We start from the raw sequence: 20412 nt of genomic DNA, 5'->3' as shown, positions 1-20412 counted from the left end.
AATACACCGGATGTTCGTTTCTGCATAATTGACTTGTTTTCAATGAATTGAGTTCGTCGATAAACCCAATGGCAACATGGCACCCGTTTGGCATGCCCCTGCTTGTACCCACTCAATTCACACACATGTTGCTGAACTTAAAAACAAAATTCTCGCTGGGATTAATCTTCCTGTTTACGATGACACTTGCTATCAGTATGCAGGGAATTTACCAGATCTACCAGTTGAATGGAGATGTTCGCCTGATTCTCCGGGAGAATATCCGTTCCATTATGTTTTCCAACAACATGCTGGCGGCACTCGAAAAACAGCCGGCCCAACTGGATGTATTGAAAGCAAACCTGTTGCTGCAGGAGCAGAATGTAACAGAGCCCGGTGAAGACACCGCCACGGCGCGGGCAGCATCGCTGGTACAACAACTCCAGCTGCATCCGGAAAACCCTGCCCTGGCCACGGAACTACGACATGTAATTCTACAAATATCTACCATCAATCAGCAGGCCATCATCCGGAAAAATAATATATCTTCTGCAGCCGCATCCAGGGCCATTCTTACTTTATCTGTGATTACCCTGGTATTGCTCAGCGTCTCCATCCTGTTTATCTTCAGCTATCCGCATATTATTACGCAACCCATCCATCAACTGATTGCCGGCATCCGGCAAATTGCAGACAAAAAATATAATACCCGCCTCCATATCCATCGCAGCGATGAATTGGGAGAATTAGCTACTGTGTTCAATATGATGGCAGAAAAGCTACATGAATATGAAAACAGCAACCTGGAAAAAATTAAAATGGAGAAAACAAGAATAGAGACTATCATCAACCAGATGAATGATGGTATTATTTGCTATGATACGCATCATCAGCTGTTGTTTATGAATGAGGTGGTGCTGCGTTTATGTGGCCCACAACTGATGGAACGGGCTACACTACTGGCATCTGTGAACAAACATCCGGTGAATCAACAGCTACGGATCGGATCCGCCGTTTTTATAAAAGAAGTCATCAGCAATGACCAGGGAACAGTGACCGTATTGCGTGATGTCAGTGCCTTTGAAGAACTCGCGGCTGCCAAAACAAAATTTATCGCTACGGCTTCACATGAACTGAAAACACCCATTGCAGCAATGAAAATGAGCCTTAGTTTACTGGCCGATACCAGAACAGGCCCGTTGCAGGAAGGACAACAGGCGCTGCTGGACAGTATCAGCGAAGATGTAGAACGCATTTTACAAATCAGCAGCGAGTTGCTGGATTTTACACAAGCAAAAGTGTCGTCGATACCCAATCTCCGGCATTAAATTATTTCAACATTAACACACCAAAACATGACTACCGGTACGATCTTACTCGTGGAAGATGAAGAAAAACTTCGTCAGTTATTAAAACGTATTATTACCATGGAAGGCTTTCGTATCCTGGAATGCGATACACTGAAAGCCGCACGGCAGTTACTGCATACCGAAACCATAGACGTGGTACTCAGCGATATCATGTTGCCCGATGGCAATGGTATTGACCTGGTTACTTACATGCGCGACAAACAACTACCGGGTGAAATTATCCTGTTAACGGCTTATGGTAATATCGCCGACAGTGTGCGTGCTATCAAAAATGGCGCCTTTGATTATATCACCAAAGGAAATGATAATGCCCGGATCATTCCCTTGCTATACCGGGCGCTGGAGAAGGTACAGCTGCAAAACAGGGTGGTACAACTACAAACAAAGATCAATAATAACTACGCCTCTTTTGATGGATTGCTGGGCACCTCCGCCGTAATCCGGGAAGCCCGGAAAATGGCCATGAAGGCCGCGCCCAGCGATGCGGCCGTACTGCTGTTAGGAGAAACCGGCTCCGGGAAGGAAATGTTTGCACAGGCCATTCATAACGCCAGCCATCGCGCAGAAAAAGACTTCCTGGCCATCAACTGCAGTGCCATTGGAAAAGATATCCTCGAAAGTGAAATTTTTGGATATAAAGCAGGTGCATTTACCGGCGCGGTAAAGAATAAAAAGGGATTGATAGAAGAAGCACACCAGGGCACCCTTTTCCTGGACGAAATAGGCGAAATGCCCCTGGACCTGCAGGCCAAACTATTAAGGGTATTAGAAACCAGTGAGTTCATTAAGGTAGGAGATACCAAAGTAACCAAGGTGGATATACGTATCATTGCCGCCACAAACCGCAAACTGGAACAGGAAATTGAACAAGGCCGTTTCCGGGAAGACCTTTTCTACCGGCTCAACGTATTTACCATTGAACTACCAGCGCTGCGGGACAGGAAGGAAGATATCCCTTTGTTTGCCACCCATTACCTGCAGCAGTTTGCCAGTAAATCCAATACACAGGTACAACATATGAGTAGGGAGTTTATAGAACATCTCAAACTGCATGAATGGCGGGGGAATATCCGGGAATTGAAAAATATTATGGAGCGTGCAGTGATCATCTGTACCGGCAATACGCTCACCATGGATGATTTACCATTAGAATTTAACCTGCATAAAAACCCGGTGAAACAAAAGGCAGGTACCTTTGATCTGGCCGTGATCGAGAAAATGCACATACAATGGGTAGTAGATTATGTAAACGGAAATAAATCGAAAGCCTCCCGGCTATTGAATATTAGCTTATCTACCCTCTACCGGAAAATGGAAGAGTATAAGATGACCGTATAAAAAAAAACTGCCTGGTAAAGAATTACCCGCAGTTGTATACACCTATATTAAAAATCAAACGAATTTATCAGAACCGCACAATGAGATCCATCGCCGCTGTAAACTGGTCTCTGCGGGTCCCATTATCATATGGAGTAGCGTTGTTGTTCCACGCTTTTTCATATCGCACTTCCGGTCTTATCCGGATCAACTCATTAAAGTGATGGACCCAGCCAATGGTATGACTGGTATACGCGGTCGTGAAACCGGTACGATTACCTTGTGGATCATTCAATAGGTCATTTCTGATAGAGAGGTAATCTTTCTTCGCCGATAACTGTATCTGGAAATAATTGACAACACCTACTGCAGAAGCAATACCCGGAATCGTATTACCCAAACCAGTACCCATGTACCATTCTTTTCCGGGGCCTTCAATGGCGGTGCCACCCACGGCGGCATCATGCTGCCACATGTAATACACTTCTGTATTCATATGTATTTTCTCACTGAATTTATGTCCCCAGGTAGCTACCAACATTTGGAGGTTGTCGTGCGCATCTTTATAATAACCCTTACCTAAACTGTTAATGCCGCCATACAGGGAGTTTCGGTTATTGGAAGATACCCAGCGTACCATAGCGAGGCCATTCAAACTGGCAGAACTACTCCAGGGCGCCATATCATTGCCGGTGTGCGCACCTGCGGAAAGCTGCCAGTGTTCATTCAATCGTAGAACAGCGTGTACTCCGGTGAATGTATAGGGATCTACCGTAAACATCAGGGAATGGGAGTAGAGGTAGTTATCCGGGGCCCATTGCGCCTCAATATCAGCGGGTGAGATAAAGCGACCTACTTTAATCAGTAAGCCTTCTGCCACTTTAGGAAGGTATAACATACCATATACCTGTGTGGGATCATACCCATATAGGTGATTGTTTTTTAACAGCTGGTCGCTGAAAATACCTTTTGCCAACGTGTAGCGATAGTCTGTACCATAAATGTTATCAATCACAAAACCCCAGTCGGCATGATCGCGCTGTACCGTATTCGGCTGTCGTTCTATGCGCAATATGGCCTGATCCAATACCACCCGGTTGGGTACCAGGTTGTAGGAAGTAGGAGCATTCGAATTTTTGGAGGTGCTGAAATTACCACCCATGTCTATCCAACCATAAATTTTAATCCGGCTTTTACTTTTAGCGAGCCCTAATAATTTCGTCAGTGGGTAATCCGGTGCATCTGAAGGCGCTCCGATAAGGGGGCCGCCTACCCATTCCCCGCTGGGAAATGGAGGAGAAGAGAGGGGAGAGGGTAAGCATCTTCCATTAGATCCGTCTACAATAGCAGATTGTTTTTGACTGGTGCTGTCTTGTTGCGCATATCCATACGACAGGGACAAAGTCAGGATAAGCGACGTTACAAATCTTCGTTTCATGTTTTTGGCTCGTTTATACAATTTGGGGATTGGTTTCCCAATTGTATGCCGGTGTGAGGAATGTGAGGTGCCAGGCTTACCAAACCTTTATCCAATAAACATTTTGTCCGTAAGAAAGTTCGGGAACTCCGCCGGAAACGGAAATGAAATGTATGTCAAAATGAGAAAGCCGTTCATTTTGAAGTATACCCGTTTCAAATTGAATAAATTTCTCATTATGATAGAGGGGCATAAATTTTTTTTAGGGAGATATATACGCCGGAATCGCCTATCCATCAAGCAATTTCAGCATCAATGCCGCTGGAATTATAAAGGGCATCTCAATTGTAAAGGAAGGCGTATAAATTATCAGATATCATGAAACAGTTTTTAATGTCCCTGTTGATGGCAGGTATGTTATCCCCGGTGATGGCCGGCAACAGTGGGCAAAAATCAGACGGGCTTTATCTCTCTATGACCGATTACCTGGCCAGTCATTTACATTATGAGCAAGGCCGTATCAGGTTGCATACCCGGAAATCTTACCTGGATATTCGGTCAGGCAGCGGACAAATACAGGTTCCCCGGGATTCCGTATTCGCAGTGGCATTGCGGGATGGAAAAACGTATCGCCTGGTGGGGCACGACACGTATGAAATCCTGAACAGGAATGCCCATTTGTTATTGTATAAAAGAAGAATCATGACCTCCGGGAAAGCATTCCCAACGGATGATTACCGGTATTATTTTTCTGCCGGAAATGGTCCGGTACAGGCGCTGACAAGCTGGAATTTAAAACGGGCTTTCAGAGAAAGAAATGCGTGGCCCGATCAACTGGATGAAAATTTCCGGCAGGACAGCGATCTGATGGCTTACGACTCGTTTCATCACATGTATAAGCTGGAGTGGCTTTTACGATACATGTAAAAGCGCTTGCGTAACGACAAAAAAGATAACGCCCGTATTTACGGGCGTTTTTGGCTACTTTACTTTTTCATAAATATATTGCTGTATAACGGCGTAATAAGAATAGTATTCCCCCCGCTTCACATTTTCAATCACACTGGGGTAATTAATAATCAGGTGGCCTTTTTCATCAATGCCATACTGTGATACGCCGCCACCGGATTTGAATAATTTATACATCATCAAAGAACGGTTGTTTTCCACCTTGTATTTTCCGGACATCATTTTTTTGAAGCTCGTTTTCCCGGCTTCCTTCGCGTACATTTTAATGCTGTTCTCCGTGATAATAGCAAACGCCTCATCCTGGCTTTTGTCGTCCAGCATCACATCCGGAAGCCGGTAATAGGTTTTGGTAGGAAGATATACTGAATCATTAAAGCGGATGGACCGGAATTTCAACATGCGCCAGGTACCCACTAATTTACCCGGATCATTCACTACCGTAGCTGTATCCAGTTGTGCATGCGGTATAATAGAGTTGGGAGACACGGTGGTTGTTACGCCTTTCTCCTGGAAATTCAGGTACGACTGTGTTTTCTTCATCGCCGGTGTAAGAAACGATTTATAGGCATCATAGTCGTCGTCCCATGAGGCGATGGTCAGCCGGGGCCGGGATATTTTATAATCAAGGGGAAAGGAAAAGGAGGTATCCCTTGGTGTTTTCGACAAGGCCTCAAAATCGGTTTCCTGTGCGCGTACGTCAGTAGGGATAAAGGCCGCCAATAATAGTACAGGGAGCCATTTTAATAAATGATTTGCCATAGTCAGTACAGGTATTTTTTCGTTATAGCCAATATACACGCTTTTTGATGGATGTGATACAGGATAACCTGGTGGTCCCGGACTAAATGGAGACAATGCTTCCTTGCAGGCCGAATCCGGCTTTACGCTATCATGTAAATTAGTGGAGGAAAACTTTTCAAGGTGCCCAAACAGGACTGTCCTGGTAATAACCGGGTATCGTCGGCAGGACCTGCCGAAAGCCGAAATTTCCTACCTTTAAGCATGTTGCACGAGGAATTTGAATCTCCGGAAGAATTGCAGGATACCATCAAATGTTTTTGGTATAACTGTAGAGAGGCAGGCGAACAACCATCGCCTTATGAAGTCATGCCAGATGGTTATGCCGAAATAATTTTTCATTTCGGCGATTTGTATAGCGTTGCCTCCAATGGTGATATGCAGCCATTGCCATCCCCATTTATTGTAGGCCTGCTCAACCAGCCGGCTTTCTTTTATACGGCCAGTCGTTTGGAAATTATTGCCGTCAGGTGTTTTCCGTGGACGGTATTCGACTTACTCGGACTGCCTTCCGGCAAAGAGCGCGTGCGTACATTTGAGCACCCGGTAGCGGGGCTCCAAAGCACGTTGAACGAATATATACATGCCGGTAATATTCCGGCCGCCATAGCGGTAGTGAAGCAGTATTTCCTTGAGGCACGCTCCCATGTGGCTGCCGGCAGCATGCTATCCAAAGCCGGTGTAGCCATGCGGAAAGCCAATGGAAATATACCGGTGCGTGAGGTGGCCGCTGCGGCCCATGCTACGGTGCGCACCCTGGAAAGAAATTTCAAACAATCATCTGGTTATACTGTAAAGGATGTGTCGGGCCTGATGCGCTTTGAGCAGGTAAGAAATCAGTTATGGCGCTATCCTGATACCAATATTGCCGGCCTGGCGGAGGAGTTGGGCTATACAGATCAATCTCACCTGAGCCGGGAATTCAAACGCTATAGCGGCACTACACCTGCCGCGTTTGCACGGAATGTAAAGAAGGGCAAGCAGGTGGTCGCCAATAATTTTGTCGCGTTTATACAATCCTAGTGTTCCCGCATTCATGAATTTTGTGTTTCAATCATGCTATATGAACGTAACACAAACCCATAAAAATTCATTTAATCCCGATGTGATTATTTCCGGGGCAGGGCCCGTAGGACTTTTCCTGGCTACAGAACTGGCGCTGGCCAACTGCTCCGTACTCGTACTGGAAAAAGCGGCAGATCCCGTTTCTCCATTAAAGCAGCTGCCCTTTGGTATGCGGGGTCTTTCCGCACCAACGATTGAAGCATTATACCGCCGTGGACTCCTGGATGAGCTGGAGATACACAAGCAAGTTAAACATCCCCATAGCCAATCCGTTACAACCAAGGCGCCTCCCGCTTCCGGCCAGGGAGGGCACTTTGCCGGTATTCAGTTTCACGCTGGGCAGGTGAATATGTCTGAATGGAAATATCGTTTGCCGGCGTCTGCTACCGCTACCAATTTATTGTCTGAAATGATGGAGCTGGAAACGGTATTAACCCGCCGTGCATTAGCACTGGGTGTCGACATTCGCAGAGGCCTGGGCGTAACAGATTTTCAACAAACGGCTGATGGCGTTACCGTACAGGCAGGCGACGAGTCCTTTACCGGCAAATGGTTGGTAGGCTGCGATGGTAGCCGGAGTGTGGTGCGTAAAAAGGGCGGCTTTGAATTTGCAGGCACCGAGCCGGCATTCACCGGCTACTCTGTGAAACTGGATATTGCCGACGCCGAAAAGCTGCGCCCAGGCCGTAATGTAACGGAAACGGGCATGTACCTCATGTCCCAGCCAGGCTACCTGGTCCTGCAGGACTTTGATGGCGGCGCCTTTCACCAGAGCGGACAACCCATTACGCGGGAACATGTACAGGCCCTGTTGCGCCGTATTTCTAACACAGATGTAACCGTTACCGCGGTGCATATCGCTACTACGTGGACCGACCGGGCACGGCAAGCCACTACCTATCGCAACGGCCGTGTGCTGTTAGCAGGTGATGCGGCACATATTCATGCACCATTGGGTGGTCAGGGTCTCAACCTCGGCCTGGGTGATGCCATGAACCTGGGCTGGAAACTTGCCGCCACCATTCATGACCAGGCACCGGAAGGACTATTGGATACTTATTATACGGAACGATACCCCGTAGGAGCAAAGGTGTTGGATTGGTCCAGGGCGCAGGTAGCCATCATGCATCCCAACCCACATGCCCGCGCAATATACGCCATCATGCGTGACCTCATGAATACCCGCGACGGCGCCACTTATATGGCGGGCAGGATATGGGGCATTACCACACATTACCCTTCCGATGTGCAGCATCCATTGGCCGGCTACAGCGTTCCCAACTTCGAATTTGAAGATGGTAGCCGCATCGGGGAATACCTACGCGATGGCTGTGGTATATTGCTCGACTTTGAAGGTAACATCTCCCTGAAAAAACTGGCTACCACCTACGATGATCATATCAGGTATATTGCCGGCCCTGCGAAAGACCGTTTAGGACTCAGTGCAGTACTGATCCGGCCAGACGGTATAGTGGCCTGGGCAACGGATGGCGTACCTGATAATGATGAGTTGCAGCAAGTGATGGCACGTTGGTTTGTTCCCAAGCCAGCGATGGTGAATGGCTAGCGCTTACCCAAACCGCTGTGCCGGTATGTACTCCTGCTTAAACGCCTGGGGGGTCTTCTTCTTAAACGTCTTAAACTGCCGGTTAAAATAAGAGATATTGTTATAGCCACTCATAAAACAGATCTCGGTAATGCTCCGTTCATCTTCCTGTAACAATTTGCAGGCATGACCTATCCGCAATTCATTCAGGAAATAGGTAAAATTCTTACGGGTCCGTTTCTTGAAATAGCGACAGAATGCAGAAGGGCTCATATTCACGGCCTGCGATACTTCGTTGGTAGAAACCGGATCCGTAAAATGCCGCATCACAAATTCATAAATACGGTTCATGCGCTCGGCATCTTTTACGTTGATGCCGCTGGCGCCGCGACTCGACAGTACGTGGCTGTCGCCGGCCCCCGCGGCAATATGCAGCATAGATAACAAATGCAACAGCCGGTCCATTCCGCTGCTGTGCACCATTTGCTGCATCATATCCGCCAGCTGCGTACGGGCGTTCCCGTGAATGCTGATACCCTGCACCGATTTATCCAATAACTTCCGGATAGCAGCGGTTTCCGGGAGATGGAAAAAAGTACTGCCCAGGAATTCCCGGCTAAACTGAATCACAATTGATTTTGCCTGTAAGGCAGGATCATTGGCATAATAAGCTGCACCATTCCTGTACCAGTGCGGCAGATTGGTACCCAGTAACACCAGGTCGCCAGGGGCAAAATCTGCGATGCTGTCGCCCACAAAGCGGGTGCCTTCTCCCTGTAACACCAATACCAGCTCATACTCCGGGTGAAAATGCCAGGGCGTATCGAAATAGGGAGAGCAAAATACCTGCACCGCAAAGGAGGCATCCGTGGAAACAGGGACTTTTTGCAGAATAGCTTTCATAACGTTGGTGTTTTTAGATCAGGTGGTACTAATATAATCCATTTGTTTCCCTTTAGTACTAAAATGATCAAAATAGTGCAGGTAATGTCCTTTAAAGTGTTGGTTTGATCGCTTATTTTGAAAGAAATTTGAATCATGGAAAAAGGGATCACCATTCACTACCAACCACAATCACCGATACATCCCAGGCCCATCGCTATTATCGGGGCGGGAGGCATTGTAGAAGGCGCGCACTTGCCCGCCTATCAAAAAGCCGGCTGGCAGGTGGTGGCCATTTGTGATCCCGTGATAGAGAAAGCACAACAACTGGCCGATACTTTTCATATTCCACAGGCATATCATGATGTGGCGCAACTGGTTTCACAAGCGCCGGAAAATGTAATTTTTGATATTGCCGTACCCGCAGCTGTATTGCCGGAGATTCTTGTTCAATTACCACCCCATGCGGTAGTACTCATGCAGAAACCCATGGGAGAAGATATCGCAGGCGCGGATCGCATCCGGCAAATTTGCCGGGAAAAAGCATTTACGGCCGCCGTTAATTTCCAGATGCGTTTTATACCCGCCGTAATGGCGGCGAAAAACATGATCGACAACGGACTGATAGGCACACTCCACGATATGGAAATCCGGATGAACATCTATCATCCCTGGCATTTGTGGGAGTTCCTATTCGGTATTCCCCGCATGGAAATGTTGTACCACAGTATACACTACATGGACCTCCTGCGTTACTTTTTCGGAGAACCCAAAAGCGTATATGCGAAAACGTTAAAGCATCCTAAAATGATGCAACTGGCTTCCACACGCTCTGTGATTATGCTGGAATATGATGAGGCCATCCGCGCTTTCATTAACACCAATCACGGTCATGAGTTTGGACTTAAATACCAGGATTCTTTTATCAAATGGGAGGGCACCAAAGGCGCCATCAGAACTACGCTGGGACTGAATATAGATTATCCGCACGGAGTGCCGGATACCTTTGAATACGCACTGCTGCAGGCACATCAACCACCGGAATGGCAATCGGTGCAACTCGAAGGTACCTGGATGCCCGACGCCTTCGGCGCGTCTATGGCCAACCTGATGTGTTATGCGGAAGGATCAGCACCGGTATTAATCAATCATATCGACAGTGCCTACAAAACCATGCAGGTAGTGGAAGCAGCCTATGCTTCCAGCGATGCAGGAGGGACATTGGTCGGGTAATAAAATACTTTATGGATGTCATTATAACAGCTGTTTTCATAGCTGCTGGCATTCCTTTGCTTCACTTAAAACAGGGATCATATGAATCACCAGATCAACAGGTATAGTCGTGTGCTTACACAGAATGTCAGTCAACCTTCTTCCCGTGCTATGCTGCATGGGGCAGGACTTACTGCAGATGACCTGGAGAAGGCCCAGGTAGGCATTGCCAGCGCCGGATTTGAAGGCAATCCCTGTAACCTGCACCTGAATGCGCTGGCAGGCCTGGTAAAACAGGGCATCACGGAAGCAGGTTTGGTAGGCCTGATCTTTAATACCATCGGTGTCAGTGATGCGCTGACCATGGGGACCGCCGGCATGCGCTTTTCCCTGCCTTCCAGGGACATTATTGCCGATTCTATTGAAACCGTGGTAAGTGCACAGTGGTATGATGGACTGGTGACGGTGATGGGATGCGATAAAAATATGCCTGGTGCCGTAATGGCCATGTGTCGCCTGAACCGCCCGTCTATACTGGTGTATGGCGGTACCATCGGGTCTGGTATGTATAAAGACAGGAAAATAAATGTGCTTTCCACTTTGGAGGCCTATGGCGAAAAGCTGGCAGGTAAGTTATCGCCCGCTGATTTTGAGGGGATTGTTCAGAATGCCTGTCCGGGCGCAGGCGCCTGCGGTGGCATGTATACAGCTAATACCATGTCGGCCGCCATTGAAGCTATGGGACTTTGTTTACCTTATAGTTCTTCCAATCCGGCCCTTAGTGCAGAGAAAAAGAAAGAATGCCTGGCAGTGGGCGCAGCGCTGTATCGCTTGCTGGAGCGGAATATTAAGCCGGGAGATATTTTAACGAAAGCCTCTTTTGAAAATGCAATCCGGTTGGTAATGGTATTGGGAGGATCTACCAATGCGGTGTTACATTTAATTGCCATTGCGCGTGCGGCAGAAATAGAACTGGGACTATCAGATTTTCAGCGGATCAGTGATCAAACGCCGTTGCTGGCGGATTTGAAGCCCAGTGGCAAATATTTGATGGAAGATGTACACCAGGCAGGAGGGATTCCGGCGATTATGAAAACGTTATTGGAAGAAGGATTACTCAACGGCGATTGTCTTACTGTAACCGGCGCCACGTTGGCCGAAAATCTACAGGACATAGCACCGCTGGGCCATACGCAAGGTATACTTTACCCGGTAAGTCAGCCGTTGAAACGGAATGGCCATTTACAGATACTCTACGGCAACCTGGCCCCGCAAGGCGCTGTTGCCAAAATTACCGGTAAGGAAGGCGAAACTTTTGCAGGACCTGCCAAAGTTTTTGACGGTGAATTTGCCGCTATCGCTGCCATAGAACAACAAGAGGTTTCCGCCGGAGCAGTGGTGGTAATCCGTTACGAAGGACCCAGGGGAGGACCGGGCATGCCGGAGATGCTGAAAGTAACCGCGGCATTGGTAGGAGCGGGGTTGAGTAAAACCGTTGCAGTGATCACGGATGGTCGCTTTTCCGGTGGCACGCACGGATTCGTGATCGGGCATATTACACCGGAAGCCTGTGATGGTGGATTGATTGCGCTGTTGCAGGATGGCGACATCATTTCCATTGATGCTATCCGCAATGAAATCAATGTACAGTTGAGCGATGAGGAGATCTCACAGCGCCGGTCTGCCTGGCAGCCGCCGGCACTGAAGTACCGCAAAGGGATATTGTATAAATATAGTTTAACCGTATCTTCTGCCACAGAAGGTTGTGTCACCGATGAAGGACCATGGCTGCGTACACTGGAAGCCTGTCACGCCAAACAATCTACACATGCACCACGTGTTGACTGATTTACCGGTAATAGATGCACATGTACATCTGTGGGATCCGCAACAGCTGGAGTATCCATGGTTGCAGGAATTCCCGTATATCCACCGGCGTTACGGGATGGAGGATTACCAGCAGGCTACTGCCGGCGTGAATATAACGGGCGTTGTATTTGTACAGGCTGCCTGTAGCCCGGATCAGTACCTGCAGGAAATAGCTTTTGTAATGCAGCAGGCGCAGGTCGATAAGCGGATCCGGGGCATAGTGGCCTACGCGCCACTGGAACAGGGAGTGCCTGTGCGCGACGCTTTCCGGCTGCTGGCAGCCAACCCTTTGGTGAAAGGCATCCGGAGGATGTATGATGAGCATCCTTCCTTGTGCTGTAGCACGCCTTACCTCGACGCCGTGCAGTTGCTGCCGGAATATGGCTGGGTGCTCGATATCAGCGCCAAACCCGCTTCATTGCCGGCTACGGCAAAAATGATTGCTGCCTGTCCGGATACCACTTTTATATTAGATCACCTTGGAAAGCCGGATATCAAAGGCAATGGGATGGATGCATTCAAAAAGAACATCGATCAACTGGCCGCTTTTCCAAACGTATACGCCAAATTATCCGGCCTGATCACGGAAGCAGATTCCGCTCACTGGACACCGGAAATATTAGCACCATATATCAACCACGCCATCCACTGCTTCGGATATGACCGGCTGCTGTTTGGCAGCGACTGGCCCGTAGTAACGCTGGCCGGCACTTATCACCAATGGCTGGAGGCACTGCTGACAGTGCTAACCAGCAAGGGTACACGAAAAGAACTGACTGGCTTATTTTATGAAAATGCAGTAAGCATTTACCGGCTCTGAGTACGGCATCACCAGTATTCCTTACAACCACCCGTATTAATTACTATGTTATGACCAGGATCCACACCAGGCGGACTTTGCATCCGCATGCGCCAAAATTTTATTTACTATTGTTGATGGGTATACTTCAGCTGCTGACGATCCCATTGGCGGCACAAACCGGTACTGTGTCCGGTAAAGTTCGTGATGAAAAAAATAACCCGCTGCCCGGTGTTACGGTAGCCGTAAAAGGCACCACTACCGGTGTTCAGACGAATGCTGAAGGGCAGTATGTATTAAAAGTTCCGGGCAGCGAAAGTATGCTCCTCTTTTCCGCCATCGGCTATACCACACAGGCAATACGATGTAGCGGAAGAACCGTGATCAATGTTTCTTTAGCGGAGGTATCCACTGCGTTGGGAGAAGTGGTAGTAGTAGGATATGGTACACAAAAAAGAGTGAACCTGACCGGCGCAGTGGCCACCATTAATGGCAAAGAACTGGAAAAACAACCAGTGGCTAACCTGACCAACAGCATCGCAGGCCGTTTGCCCGGCGTAATTGCCACCAATCCCAGCGGGAAACCCGGTAGCGGATCGGTGCTGCAAATCCGCGGACTCAGCACCCTGAACGACAACACACCACTCGTCGTAGTAGATGGCGTGGTGCGCAATACCATGGATGATATTGATCCGGCAGATGTAGCCAGCTTTTCTGTATTGAAAGATGCGGCCGCTGCCGCCGTATATGGCGCCCGTGCCGCCAATGGCGTATTCCTCATTACCACTAAGCGCGGTCAAACCGGCAAACCCACCATCAGTTATTCCGGCATGGCCGGCATCCAGCAACCTACCGGCTATCCACAGATCATGAGTCCCTATGACTATGCGCTTTTCCGCAACCAGGCATTGAAGAACCAGGGCAGTGCCCCCGTGTTCACAGATGCTGAGCTGGCGGATTTTAAATCAGGTAAAAAAGGTACCAACTGGTATAAGGAAACATTCCGCCAAAACAGCCCCCAAACGAAACATCACCTGTCCGTAAATGGTGGCGCCGGCGCCGTACGTTATTTCGCTTCATTGGGATATACTGACCAGGAAGGGATGTACAAACATATCAACTACCAGCGCTACAACTTCCGGGCAAATATGGATGCCGATATCACGAAAACACTAACGGTATCCATTAACCTTTCCGGCGAGCAGGGCATGACATCTACTCCCGGCTACGATGAATTTTTCATTTTCGCAGAAGCATTGCGTACCCGGCCAGATGTGCCTGCGTATACGCCGCATGGCCGGCCTTACAATGCCAATGGCCCCCATCCGGTGCAGATTGTAGACGGCTCCGGCTACCGGCATACCACCGATAACCAATACGCCGGTACCTTCTCTTTTGAACAACAACTACCGTTTATCACGAAAGGGTTGTCGTTGAAAGGGATGGCCGCCATCATTAAAGATCACCTGTTCGATAAATATTTTTCCATTCCCTACCTGTTGTATAACGAAGATGACCAGGGAAATATCACCGGTACCAAAGCGGTAGGCCAACCGCCTGCACTAACGGAAACGTATACACCGATAACCACCACCAACTATAATCTCGCCTTAAATTATGCGCGTACATTTAACCGGCATGCCGTAGGTGCGTTACTGTTATATGAGCAGTATGGCATCCAGGGCGATCAGTTGCAGGCCACCAAAGCAGATTTCCCCAACACCCTGCGGGATGAACTGTATTACAGCGGTCCGGCCAACCAAAGCATTACCGGTACCGGTATTTTACAGGATGCCCGCAGAAGCCTGGTAGGCCGCGTCAATTATGCGTATCACGATAAATACCTGCTGGAAGGCTCTTTCCGCTATGATGGTTCTTATCGCTTCCCGGCTAATCACCGTTTCGGCTTTTTCCCGGGGGTATCTGCCGGCTGGAGGATCTCTGAAGAATCTTTCTTCAAAAATACCCATGCGCTTAATTTCGTGAATAGCCTCAAACTACGTATATCCAAAGGCGTTATTGGTAACGACCGGGTCAGTGCTTTCCAGTTCCAGGATATTTACAACATCAATTCCAGCAGCGGTCCCATCATGGATGGAAAGGCCGTGTCTTCGCTCAACTATGGCGTATATCCCAACACCGGTATCACCTGGGAAAAACAAGACAACAATAACATCGGTTTGGATGCGGAGTTATGGAAAGGGCTGCTGGGTATTGAGTTTGATTACTTTTCGCGGGTAACAAAAGATATCCTCTGGAGCAGGGTGCGCTCAGTGCCCGCCACCTTCGGGCGCAGCCTGCCGGCAGAAAATTATGCGCAGATGAAAAGCCATGGCTGGGAACTGAGCCTTTACCACCATCACAGCATCGGCCCGGTGAACTACGATATCCGGCTATCCGGCAGCTTTGCCACCAATAAAGTCACGCAAATCGATGATCCCGCCAATGCGCTGGATTTCCAGAAGCAACTTAACCGGCCATTGGGCTTTGTAGCCGGCTATCATGCCCTCGGCATTTTTAAAAGCCAGAAAGGCGCGGATAACTGGTACGGGGGTACGCAGTTTGGGCAGCATACACTGGCCGGCGATATCCAGTACGCGGATTTGAATAAGGATGGTAAAATAGATGCCAAAGACCAGGAAGTACTTTCTCCCTACAGCAACACCCCACGCATTATGTATGGTCTCGCGGTGGGTGCCGGCTACAAAGGATTCGACCTGCACCTGCTCATACAGGGCGCCGCGCAGCGCACCTTCATGCTGCTGGGCGATGCCAGAACCATGTTTACGAACAGTGAAGGAAATAGTTTCGCCTACCTGGCCGACAGCTGGACGCCGGACAATCCCAATGCGAAGTTCCCGCTGGCCTGGATTGGCGGCCGCTCTATGAACAACCGCGATTCGGAAATATGGCTGCGTAAAGCGGGGTACGCCCGGTTGAAATCTATCGACCTGGGTTACAACTTCGCTCACAGTTTGCTGAAACAAAAAGGAATACAACGTTTAAGACTATACGTATCTGCTTTTAACCTGTTTACCTGGAGCCAGCTGAAAGAATTTGATCCGGAAGCCGTTACCCGGGGCGCTGGTGGCTACTATCCACAGCAAAAGAATTTTAACGCCGGTATTGATCTTACTTTTTAAACTGAGTGCCATGAAACGTTATCACCTGCATTATTTATATATTTTCAGCTTACTGGCCTGCATGGCTTGTGGCAAGAACTTCCTGGATCCCCGTAACCCCGACGCCATCACACCGGAAGAGGCGTTGCATGATGCGGGGTTAACAGAACTGATTGTCAATGGTATTTACAACGATTTGCTGGGCTGGAGCCGCAATTTGTATATTGCTACTACAGATGCAACCGATGAAGCAAGAACAAACTATCCCAGCGAAGCAGCGTGGCAGGTATTACGGGGCGACTGGGACGCCACCAGCAACCCGATGGACGTATGGGCCAACCTGTACGCCAGCATCCGGAAAGCCAACGAGTTTTTGTCGAAGATAGACGGGGCTACCATCGATGAAGCCACCAAACGGCGACTGAAAGCAGAAGCCCGCTTCCTAAGAGCTTTCCAGTATTTCAACCTCGTGAAAAGATACGGGGGCGTACCACTGATCACGAAACCACAAAGCCTGACAGACGATCTGCAGGTAGGCAGGAACAGCCTCACCGAATGTTTCGCTTTTATCACCACGGAGTTAGACGCGGCCGCAACAGACCTGCCGGATAATGCGCCGGGAGGGAAGGCCGGTAAAGGCGCCGCCCTGGCCCTGAAAGCCAGAGCGCTGTTGTACCAGGCAAGTCCGCTATACAATGAAAAAAAGGATGCCTCCTTGTGGCAACAAGCCGCTGATGCCGCAAAGGCCGTGATCGATCTGCATCAATATGGCTTGTACCCGGACATGAAACAACTGTGGCAGGATATGTCTGCCAACAACAAAGAACCCATATTTGAAGTACAGTATAAAATGCCGGAGAAATACCATGGCTGGGACGCTATGTTGTCACCGCTCGTGATTGCCAACGGAGACGCCGGCCACGTGTCGCCCTTGCAGGAGCTGATCAACGCGTTCCCGATGAAAAACGGAAAGCGCATTACAGACCCGGGCAGCGGCTATGATCCGGCAAACCCGTACACAGGCAGGGACGATCGCTTTTACGCGGATATAGGCTATAATGGTGCGAAAAGAAAGGGAATGCTGGGTGGCACCCTGACCGAAATTACGTTGCTCATTTACAAAGGAGGACGCGATTATGATTCCGTACCTTCTGCACAGGTATATAATACCATCACCGGTTATTATACCCTGAAGATGGCAGACCAATCCAATACCATCTATTCCTGGGGCTATGGCAGCGTACAACCCTGGCTGGAAATCCGTTATGCTGAAGTATTGCTCAATTATGCAGAAGCGCAAAACGAAGCGCTTCCCACCCCGGACGTCAGTGTATACGATGCAGTAAACGCTATCCGGAAACGTGCCGGTATTCAAAACAACCTGGTGCCCGGTACGCTCGGTAAGAGCGCGATGCGTGACCTGATTATGAGCGAGCGTTACGTCGAATTTTGTTTCGAAAACCAGCGCTACTGGGATCTGCGCCGGTGGAAAACAGCCGTGAACACCCTTAATGGGAAAAAGGGAACAGGCATGGTGATCACTAAACAACCCGATGGTACTTTTTCCTATGCTACCCAACCGGTAGATCCACAGGCAGCAGTATTCTCAGAAAAAATGTATTTTATGCCTATTCCTTTTGATGAGATCAGCAAGAATAAAAAACTTGAACAGAACACCGGATGGTAAAAATGAAAACAATACTCGCCCTGTTAATGGCCCTGGTGGCCCGGTTACAGTTGCCGGCACAGTCGGCCGCCATTAATCAGCAACTTTTAACCGGTATCTGGCCGGCGGCCTGGATTGCCTGTCCCGGCGCCCATGCCCGGGAATACGGGGTATACCATTTCAGGAAAACATGGTCGCTCCCGGAAAAGCCGGACCACTTTGTGGTGCATGTAACTGCGGATAACCGTTACCGTTTGTTTGTAAATGGTACGCCGGTAAGCAGTGGCCCTGCCAGGGGCGACCTTTACAACTGGTACTATGAAACGGTGGATATTGCGCCTTACCTGCGGCCCGGGAATAACACCATTGCCGCCCTGGTGTGGAATATGGGCACGCTGGCGCCGGTAGCGCAGATCTCTAATCGTACTGCCTTCCTGTTACAGGGCAATACCGCAAAAGAAGCCGCTGTTAATACCGGCAAAGGCTGGAAAGTGCTGCACGACAGCGCTTACACACCCTGTTCCACCGATAACAGCGAACGGCTACAAGCCTACATCGTAGTAGGCCCCGGCGATGAAGTACGCGGTAATGCATATCCCTGGGGCTGGGAACAACCCGGCTATGACGATGCGCAATGGGCAAACGCCCTCACCATTCCTACCGGCGCCACACCGGTAGGTTATGGCACGGATAACTTCTGGACCCTGGCGCCACGCAGCATTCCCTTGTTTGAAGAAACACGGCAACGCATACCCGTAGTAAGACGTAGTAATATCGCCGGGGTACCTGCGGGATTCCCGGATGGACGGCATCCACTGATCATTCCGGCGAATAGTAAAGTACACCTGCTGCTGGATCAAACTTATAATACCGTTGCCTATCCGGAACTACAGGTAAATGGTGGTAAGGATGCCCTCATAAAACTGACCTATGCAGAAGCCCTGTTTGATAAAAACGGGCAAAAAGGTAACCGCAATGAAATCGACGGCAAAGAGATAAAAGGCAACCTCGATATTTTTCATCCGGATGGCGGCGCCAACCGCCAGTTCCGGCCACTGTGGTTCCGTACCTATCGCTACCTGCAACTGGATATCACAACTGCCAGCGACCCATTGGTGATCACCGATATTTACGGTATGCATACAGGATATCCTTTACAACTGAAAGCCTCTTTCAGTTGCAATGATAGCAGCCTCTCGCAGATCTGGCAAACAGGTTGGCGTACCGCACAGCTATGTGCCGGTGAAACCTATTTTGATTGTCCCTACTACGAGCAATTGCAATATGAAGGAGATACCCGCATCCAGGCACTGATCTCCCTGTACACCAGTGGTGATGACCGGCTTGTTAAAAAAGCGCTGCTGGATTTTTATCATTCCCGGACACCAGAAGGGCAGCCACAGGGGCGTTATCCCAGCAACCGCCTGCAAGTGATTCCTACTTTTTCACTATTCTGGATCACCATGATCCACGACTACTGGATGCATAGGCCCGATGATGCGTTCGTGAAGCAATTCCTGTCTGCCATGAAAGATGTGCTCGACTGGCACGAGCAGGGCATAGACCCCAAAACCGGTATGCTGGGGCCGTTGAGCTGGTGGAGTTTTATAGATTGGGTGCCCGGACTGGAAAATTTCAGCGGTGGCGCGGAACACAACAGCGCTATCCGCACCCTCCACTATGCGTATACGTTAGCACAGGCCGCGGAGCTGGCCGCCTATTTCGGTCAAACTGAAAATGCAGCACACTGGCGGCAACTGGCGAAGTCGCTCAACACGCATACTTATTCGCTTTGCTTCGACGCCGGCAGAGGCGTGATGGCCGATGCGCCGCCAAAGAAAAGTTATAGCCAACATGCTAATATTATGGCGGCACTCAGTGGCGCGCTGTCACCAAAAGAACTACCACAAGTATTGCAGAAAGTGCTGACCGACAAAACATTGAGCCAGGCTACTTTTTATTATCGTTTTTACCTGGTGCAGGCATTGAAGAAAGCGCATATGGCCGACGTATATTACGATCAGTTGGGCCCCTGGCGTGATATGCTGCAACTGGGGCTTACTACCTTCGCCGAGAAACCGGAGCCTACCCGTTCCGATTGTCATGCCTGGGCAGCCAGTCCCAATTACGATTTTCTGGCTACCATATGCGGTATTGTACCGGATGCACCCGGTTTTAAAAAGGTACTGATAGCGCCGGCCATGGGCGCGTTGCAACAGGTAAAAGGCGTGTTGCCCCATCCTGCAGGGGATATCACGGTATCGCTTACACGAAATAAAGAGAAAGGGATTACAGGCGCCATCATACTGCCACCAGGTATTACCGGCAGGTTCACCTGGCAGGGCAAAGAGATTTTATTACACGCAGGAAGCCAGCCGATCCATCTTTAGAAAAAAATAAC

General features: G+C 49.2%; 14 protein-coding genes. 11 read left to right on the top strand and 3 right to left on the bottom strand.

What is annotated here, in order from left to right:
- Nucleotides 1-125: 125 nt before the first annotated feature.
- Both AC5ZC7_RS15210 and AC5ZC7_RS15205 read left to right on the top strand, forming a co-directional pair.
- The gene (locus AC5ZC7_RS15210) at nt 126-1307 is read left to right on the top strand and encodes a histidine kinase dimerization/phospho-acceptor domain-containing protein (protein ID WP_496158072.1); all 1182 of its coding nucleotides are present in this window, start codon (nt 126-128) and stop codon (nt 1305-1307) included.
- A 27-nt stretch (nt 1308-1334) separates the two neighbouring features.
- A complete protein-coding gene (locus AC5ZC7_RS15205; RefSeq protein ID WP_496158073.1) occupies nt 1335-2687 on the top strand; it encodes a sigma 54-interacting transcriptional regulator in 1353 nt (450 codons plus the stop codon).
- Between the two features lie 67 nt (nt 2688-2754).
- Here AC5ZC7_RS15205 and AC5ZC7_RS15200 read toward each other — a convergent pair whose 3' ends face one another.
- Nucleotides 2755-4104, bottom strand: coding sequence for an outer membrane beta-barrel protein (locus AC5ZC7_RS15200; RefSeq protein WP_496158074.1), 1350 nt, complete (start codon nt 4102-4104; stop codon nt 2755-2757).
- 357 nt (nt 4105-4461) lie between these two features.
- Between AC5ZC7_RS15200 and AC5ZC7_RS15195 the strand changes: the two genes are divergently transcribed.
- A complete protein-coding gene (locus AC5ZC7_RS15195) occupies nt 4462-5010 on the top strand; it encodes a hypothetical protein (RefSeq protein WP_496158075.1) in 549 nt (182 codons plus the stop codon).
- A 54-nt stretch (nt 5011-5064) separates the two neighbouring features.
- On the opposite strand, the gene AC5ZC7_RS15190 is transcribed toward AC5ZC7_RS15195, so the two are convergent.
- Nucleotides 5065-5811: a hypothetical protein gene (locus AC5ZC7_RS15190; RefSeq protein WP_496158076.1), complete on the bottom strand. Its 747-nt coding sequence runs from the start codon at nt 5809-5811 to the stop codon at nt 5065-5067.
- A gap of 243 nt (nt 5812-6054) precedes the next feature.
- Between AC5ZC7_RS15190 and AC5ZC7_RS15185 the strand changes: the two genes are divergently transcribed.
- Together AC5ZC7_RS15185 and AC5ZC7_RS15180 are read left to right on the top strand one after the other, a co-directional pair.
- Nucleotides 6055-6873: an AraC family transcriptional regulator gene (locus tag AC5ZC7_RS15185; RefSeq protein ID WP_511911580.1), complete on the top strand. Its 819-nt coding sequence runs from the start codon at nt 6055-6057 to the stop codon at nt 6871-6873.
- A 40-nt stretch (nt 6874-6913) separates the two neighbouring features.
- Nucleotides 6914-8482 (top strand): FAD-dependent monooxygenase, encoded by a 1569-nt coding sequence (locus AC5ZC7_RS15180; RefSeq protein ID WP_496158078.1) that lies wholly within the window; start codon nt 6914-6916, stop codon nt 8480-8482.
- 3 nt (nt 8483-8485) lie between these two features.
- On the opposite strand, the gene AC5ZC7_RS15175 is transcribed toward AC5ZC7_RS15180, so the two are convergent.
- Entirely contained in the window at nt 8486-9364 is an 879-nt protein-coding gene (locus tag AC5ZC7_RS15175) for a helix-turn-helix domain-containing protein (RefSeq protein WP_496158079.1), read from the bottom strand.
- Nucleotides 9365-9499: 135 nt separating this feature from the next.
- Between AC5ZC7_RS15175 and AC5ZC7_RS15170 the strand changes: the two genes are divergently transcribed.
- The 6 genes from AC5ZC7_RS15170 to AC5ZC7_RS15145 all read left to right on the top strand — a co-directional run bounded on the left by AC5ZC7_RS15170 (nt 9500) and on the right by AC5ZC7_RS15145 (nt 20401).
- Nucleotides 9500-10576: a Gfo/Idh/MocA family oxidoreductase gene (locus tag AC5ZC7_RS15170; protein WP_496158080.1), complete on the top strand. Its 1077-nt coding sequence runs from the start codon at nt 9500-9502 to the stop codon at nt 10574-10576.
- Between the two features lie 81 nt (nt 10577-10657).
- Nucleotides 10658-12403, top strand: coding sequence for a dihydroxy-acid dehydratase (gene ilvD / locus AC5ZC7_RS15165; protein ID WP_496158081.1), 1746 nt, complete (start codon nt 10658-10660; stop codon nt 12401-12403).
- The gene (locus AC5ZC7_RS15160; protein WP_496158082.1) at nt 12384-13244 is read left to right on the top strand and encodes an amidohydrolase family protein; all 861 of its coding nucleotides are present in this window, start codon (nt 12384-12386) and stop codon (nt 13242-13244) included. The genes ilvD and AC5ZC7_RS15160 overlap by 20 nt, the downstream gene beginning before the upstream one ends.
- Before the next feature lie 50 nt (nt 13245-13294).
- Entirely contained in the window at nt 13295-16366 is a 3072-nt protein-coding gene (locus AC5ZC7_RS15155; protein WP_496158083.1) for a SusC/RagA family TonB-linked outer membrane protein, read from the top strand.
- A 10-nt stretch (nt 16367-16376) separates the two neighbouring features.
- On the top strand, nt 16377-18032 hold the full coding sequence (locus tag AC5ZC7_RS15150; RefSeq protein ID WP_496158084.1) for a RagB/SusD family nutrient uptake outer membrane protein: 1656 nt from the start codon (nt 16377-16379) through the stop codon (nt 18030-18032).
- Between the two features lie 2 nt (nt 18033-18034).
- Nucleotides 18035-20401, top strand: a complete 2367-nt coding sequence (locus AC5ZC7_RS15145; RefSeq protein WP_496158085.1) for an alpha-L-rhamnosidase-related protein — start codon at nt 18035-18037, stop codon at nt 20399-20401.
- Nucleotides 20402-20412: the final 11 nt, after the last annotated feature.

Source organism: Chitinophaga sp. 9-1-y, assembly GCF_059511905.2.
This window is presented reverse-complemented; position numbering and strand designations above follow the sequence as displayed.

Excerpts from the sequence above, each read along its gene's own strand:
- AC5ZC7_RS15210 (WP_496158072.1), top strand. The coding sequence starts at position 126 with ATGTTGCTGAACTTAAAAACAAAATTCTCGCTGGGATTAATCTTCCTG.
- AC5ZC7_RS15205 (WP_496158073.1), top strand. The coding sequence starts at position 1,335 with ATGACTACCGGTACGATCTTACTCGTGGAAGATGAAGAAAAACTTCGT.
- AC5ZC7_RS15200 (WP_496158074.1), bottom strand. The coding sequence starts at position 4,104 with ATGAAACGAAGATTTGTAACGTCGCTTATCCTGACTTTGTCCCTGTCG.
- AC5ZC7_RS15195 (WP_496158075.1), top strand. The coding sequence starts at position 4,462 with ATGAAACAGTTTTTAATGTCCCTGTTGATGGCAGGTATGTTATCCCCG.
- AC5ZC7_RS15190 (WP_496158076.1), bottom strand. The coding sequence starts at position 5,811 with ATGGCAAATCATTTATTAAAATGGCTCCCTGTACTATTATTGGCGGCC.
- AC5ZC7_RS15185 (WP_511911580.1), top strand. The coding sequence starts at position 6,055 with ATGTTGCACGAGGAATTTGAATCTCCGGAAGAATTGCAGGATACCATC.
- AC5ZC7_RS15180 (WP_496158078.1), top strand. The coding sequence starts at position 6,914 with ATGAACGTAACACAAACCCATAAAAATTCATTTAATCCCGATGTGATT.
- AC5ZC7_RS15175 (WP_496158079.1), bottom strand. The coding sequence starts at position 9,364 with ATGAAAGCTATTCTGCAAAAAGTCCCTGTTTCCACGGATGCCTCCTTT.
- AC5ZC7_RS15170 (WP_496158080.1), top strand. The coding sequence starts at position 9,500 with ATGGAAAAAGGGATCACCATTCACTACCAACCACAATCACCGATACAT.
- ilvD (WP_496158081.1), top strand. The coding sequence starts at position 10,658 with ATGAATCACCAGATCAACAGGTATAGTCGTGTGCTTACACAGAATGTC.
- AC5ZC7_RS15160 (WP_496158082.1), top strand. The coding sequence starts at position 12,384 with ATGCACCACGTGTTGACTGATTTACCGGTAATAGATGCACATGTACAT.
- AC5ZC7_RS15155 (WP_496158083.1), top strand. The coding sequence starts at position 13,295 with ATGACCAGGATCCACACCAGGCGGACTTTGCATCCGCATGCGCCAAAA.
- AC5ZC7_RS15150 (WP_496158084.1), top strand. The coding sequence starts at position 16,377 with ATGAAACGTTATCACCTGCATTATTTATATATTTTCAGCTTACTGGCC.
- AC5ZC7_RS15145 (WP_496158085.1), top strand. The coding sequence starts at position 18,035 with ATGAAAACAATACTCGCCCTGTTAATGGCCCTGGTGGCCCGGTTACAG.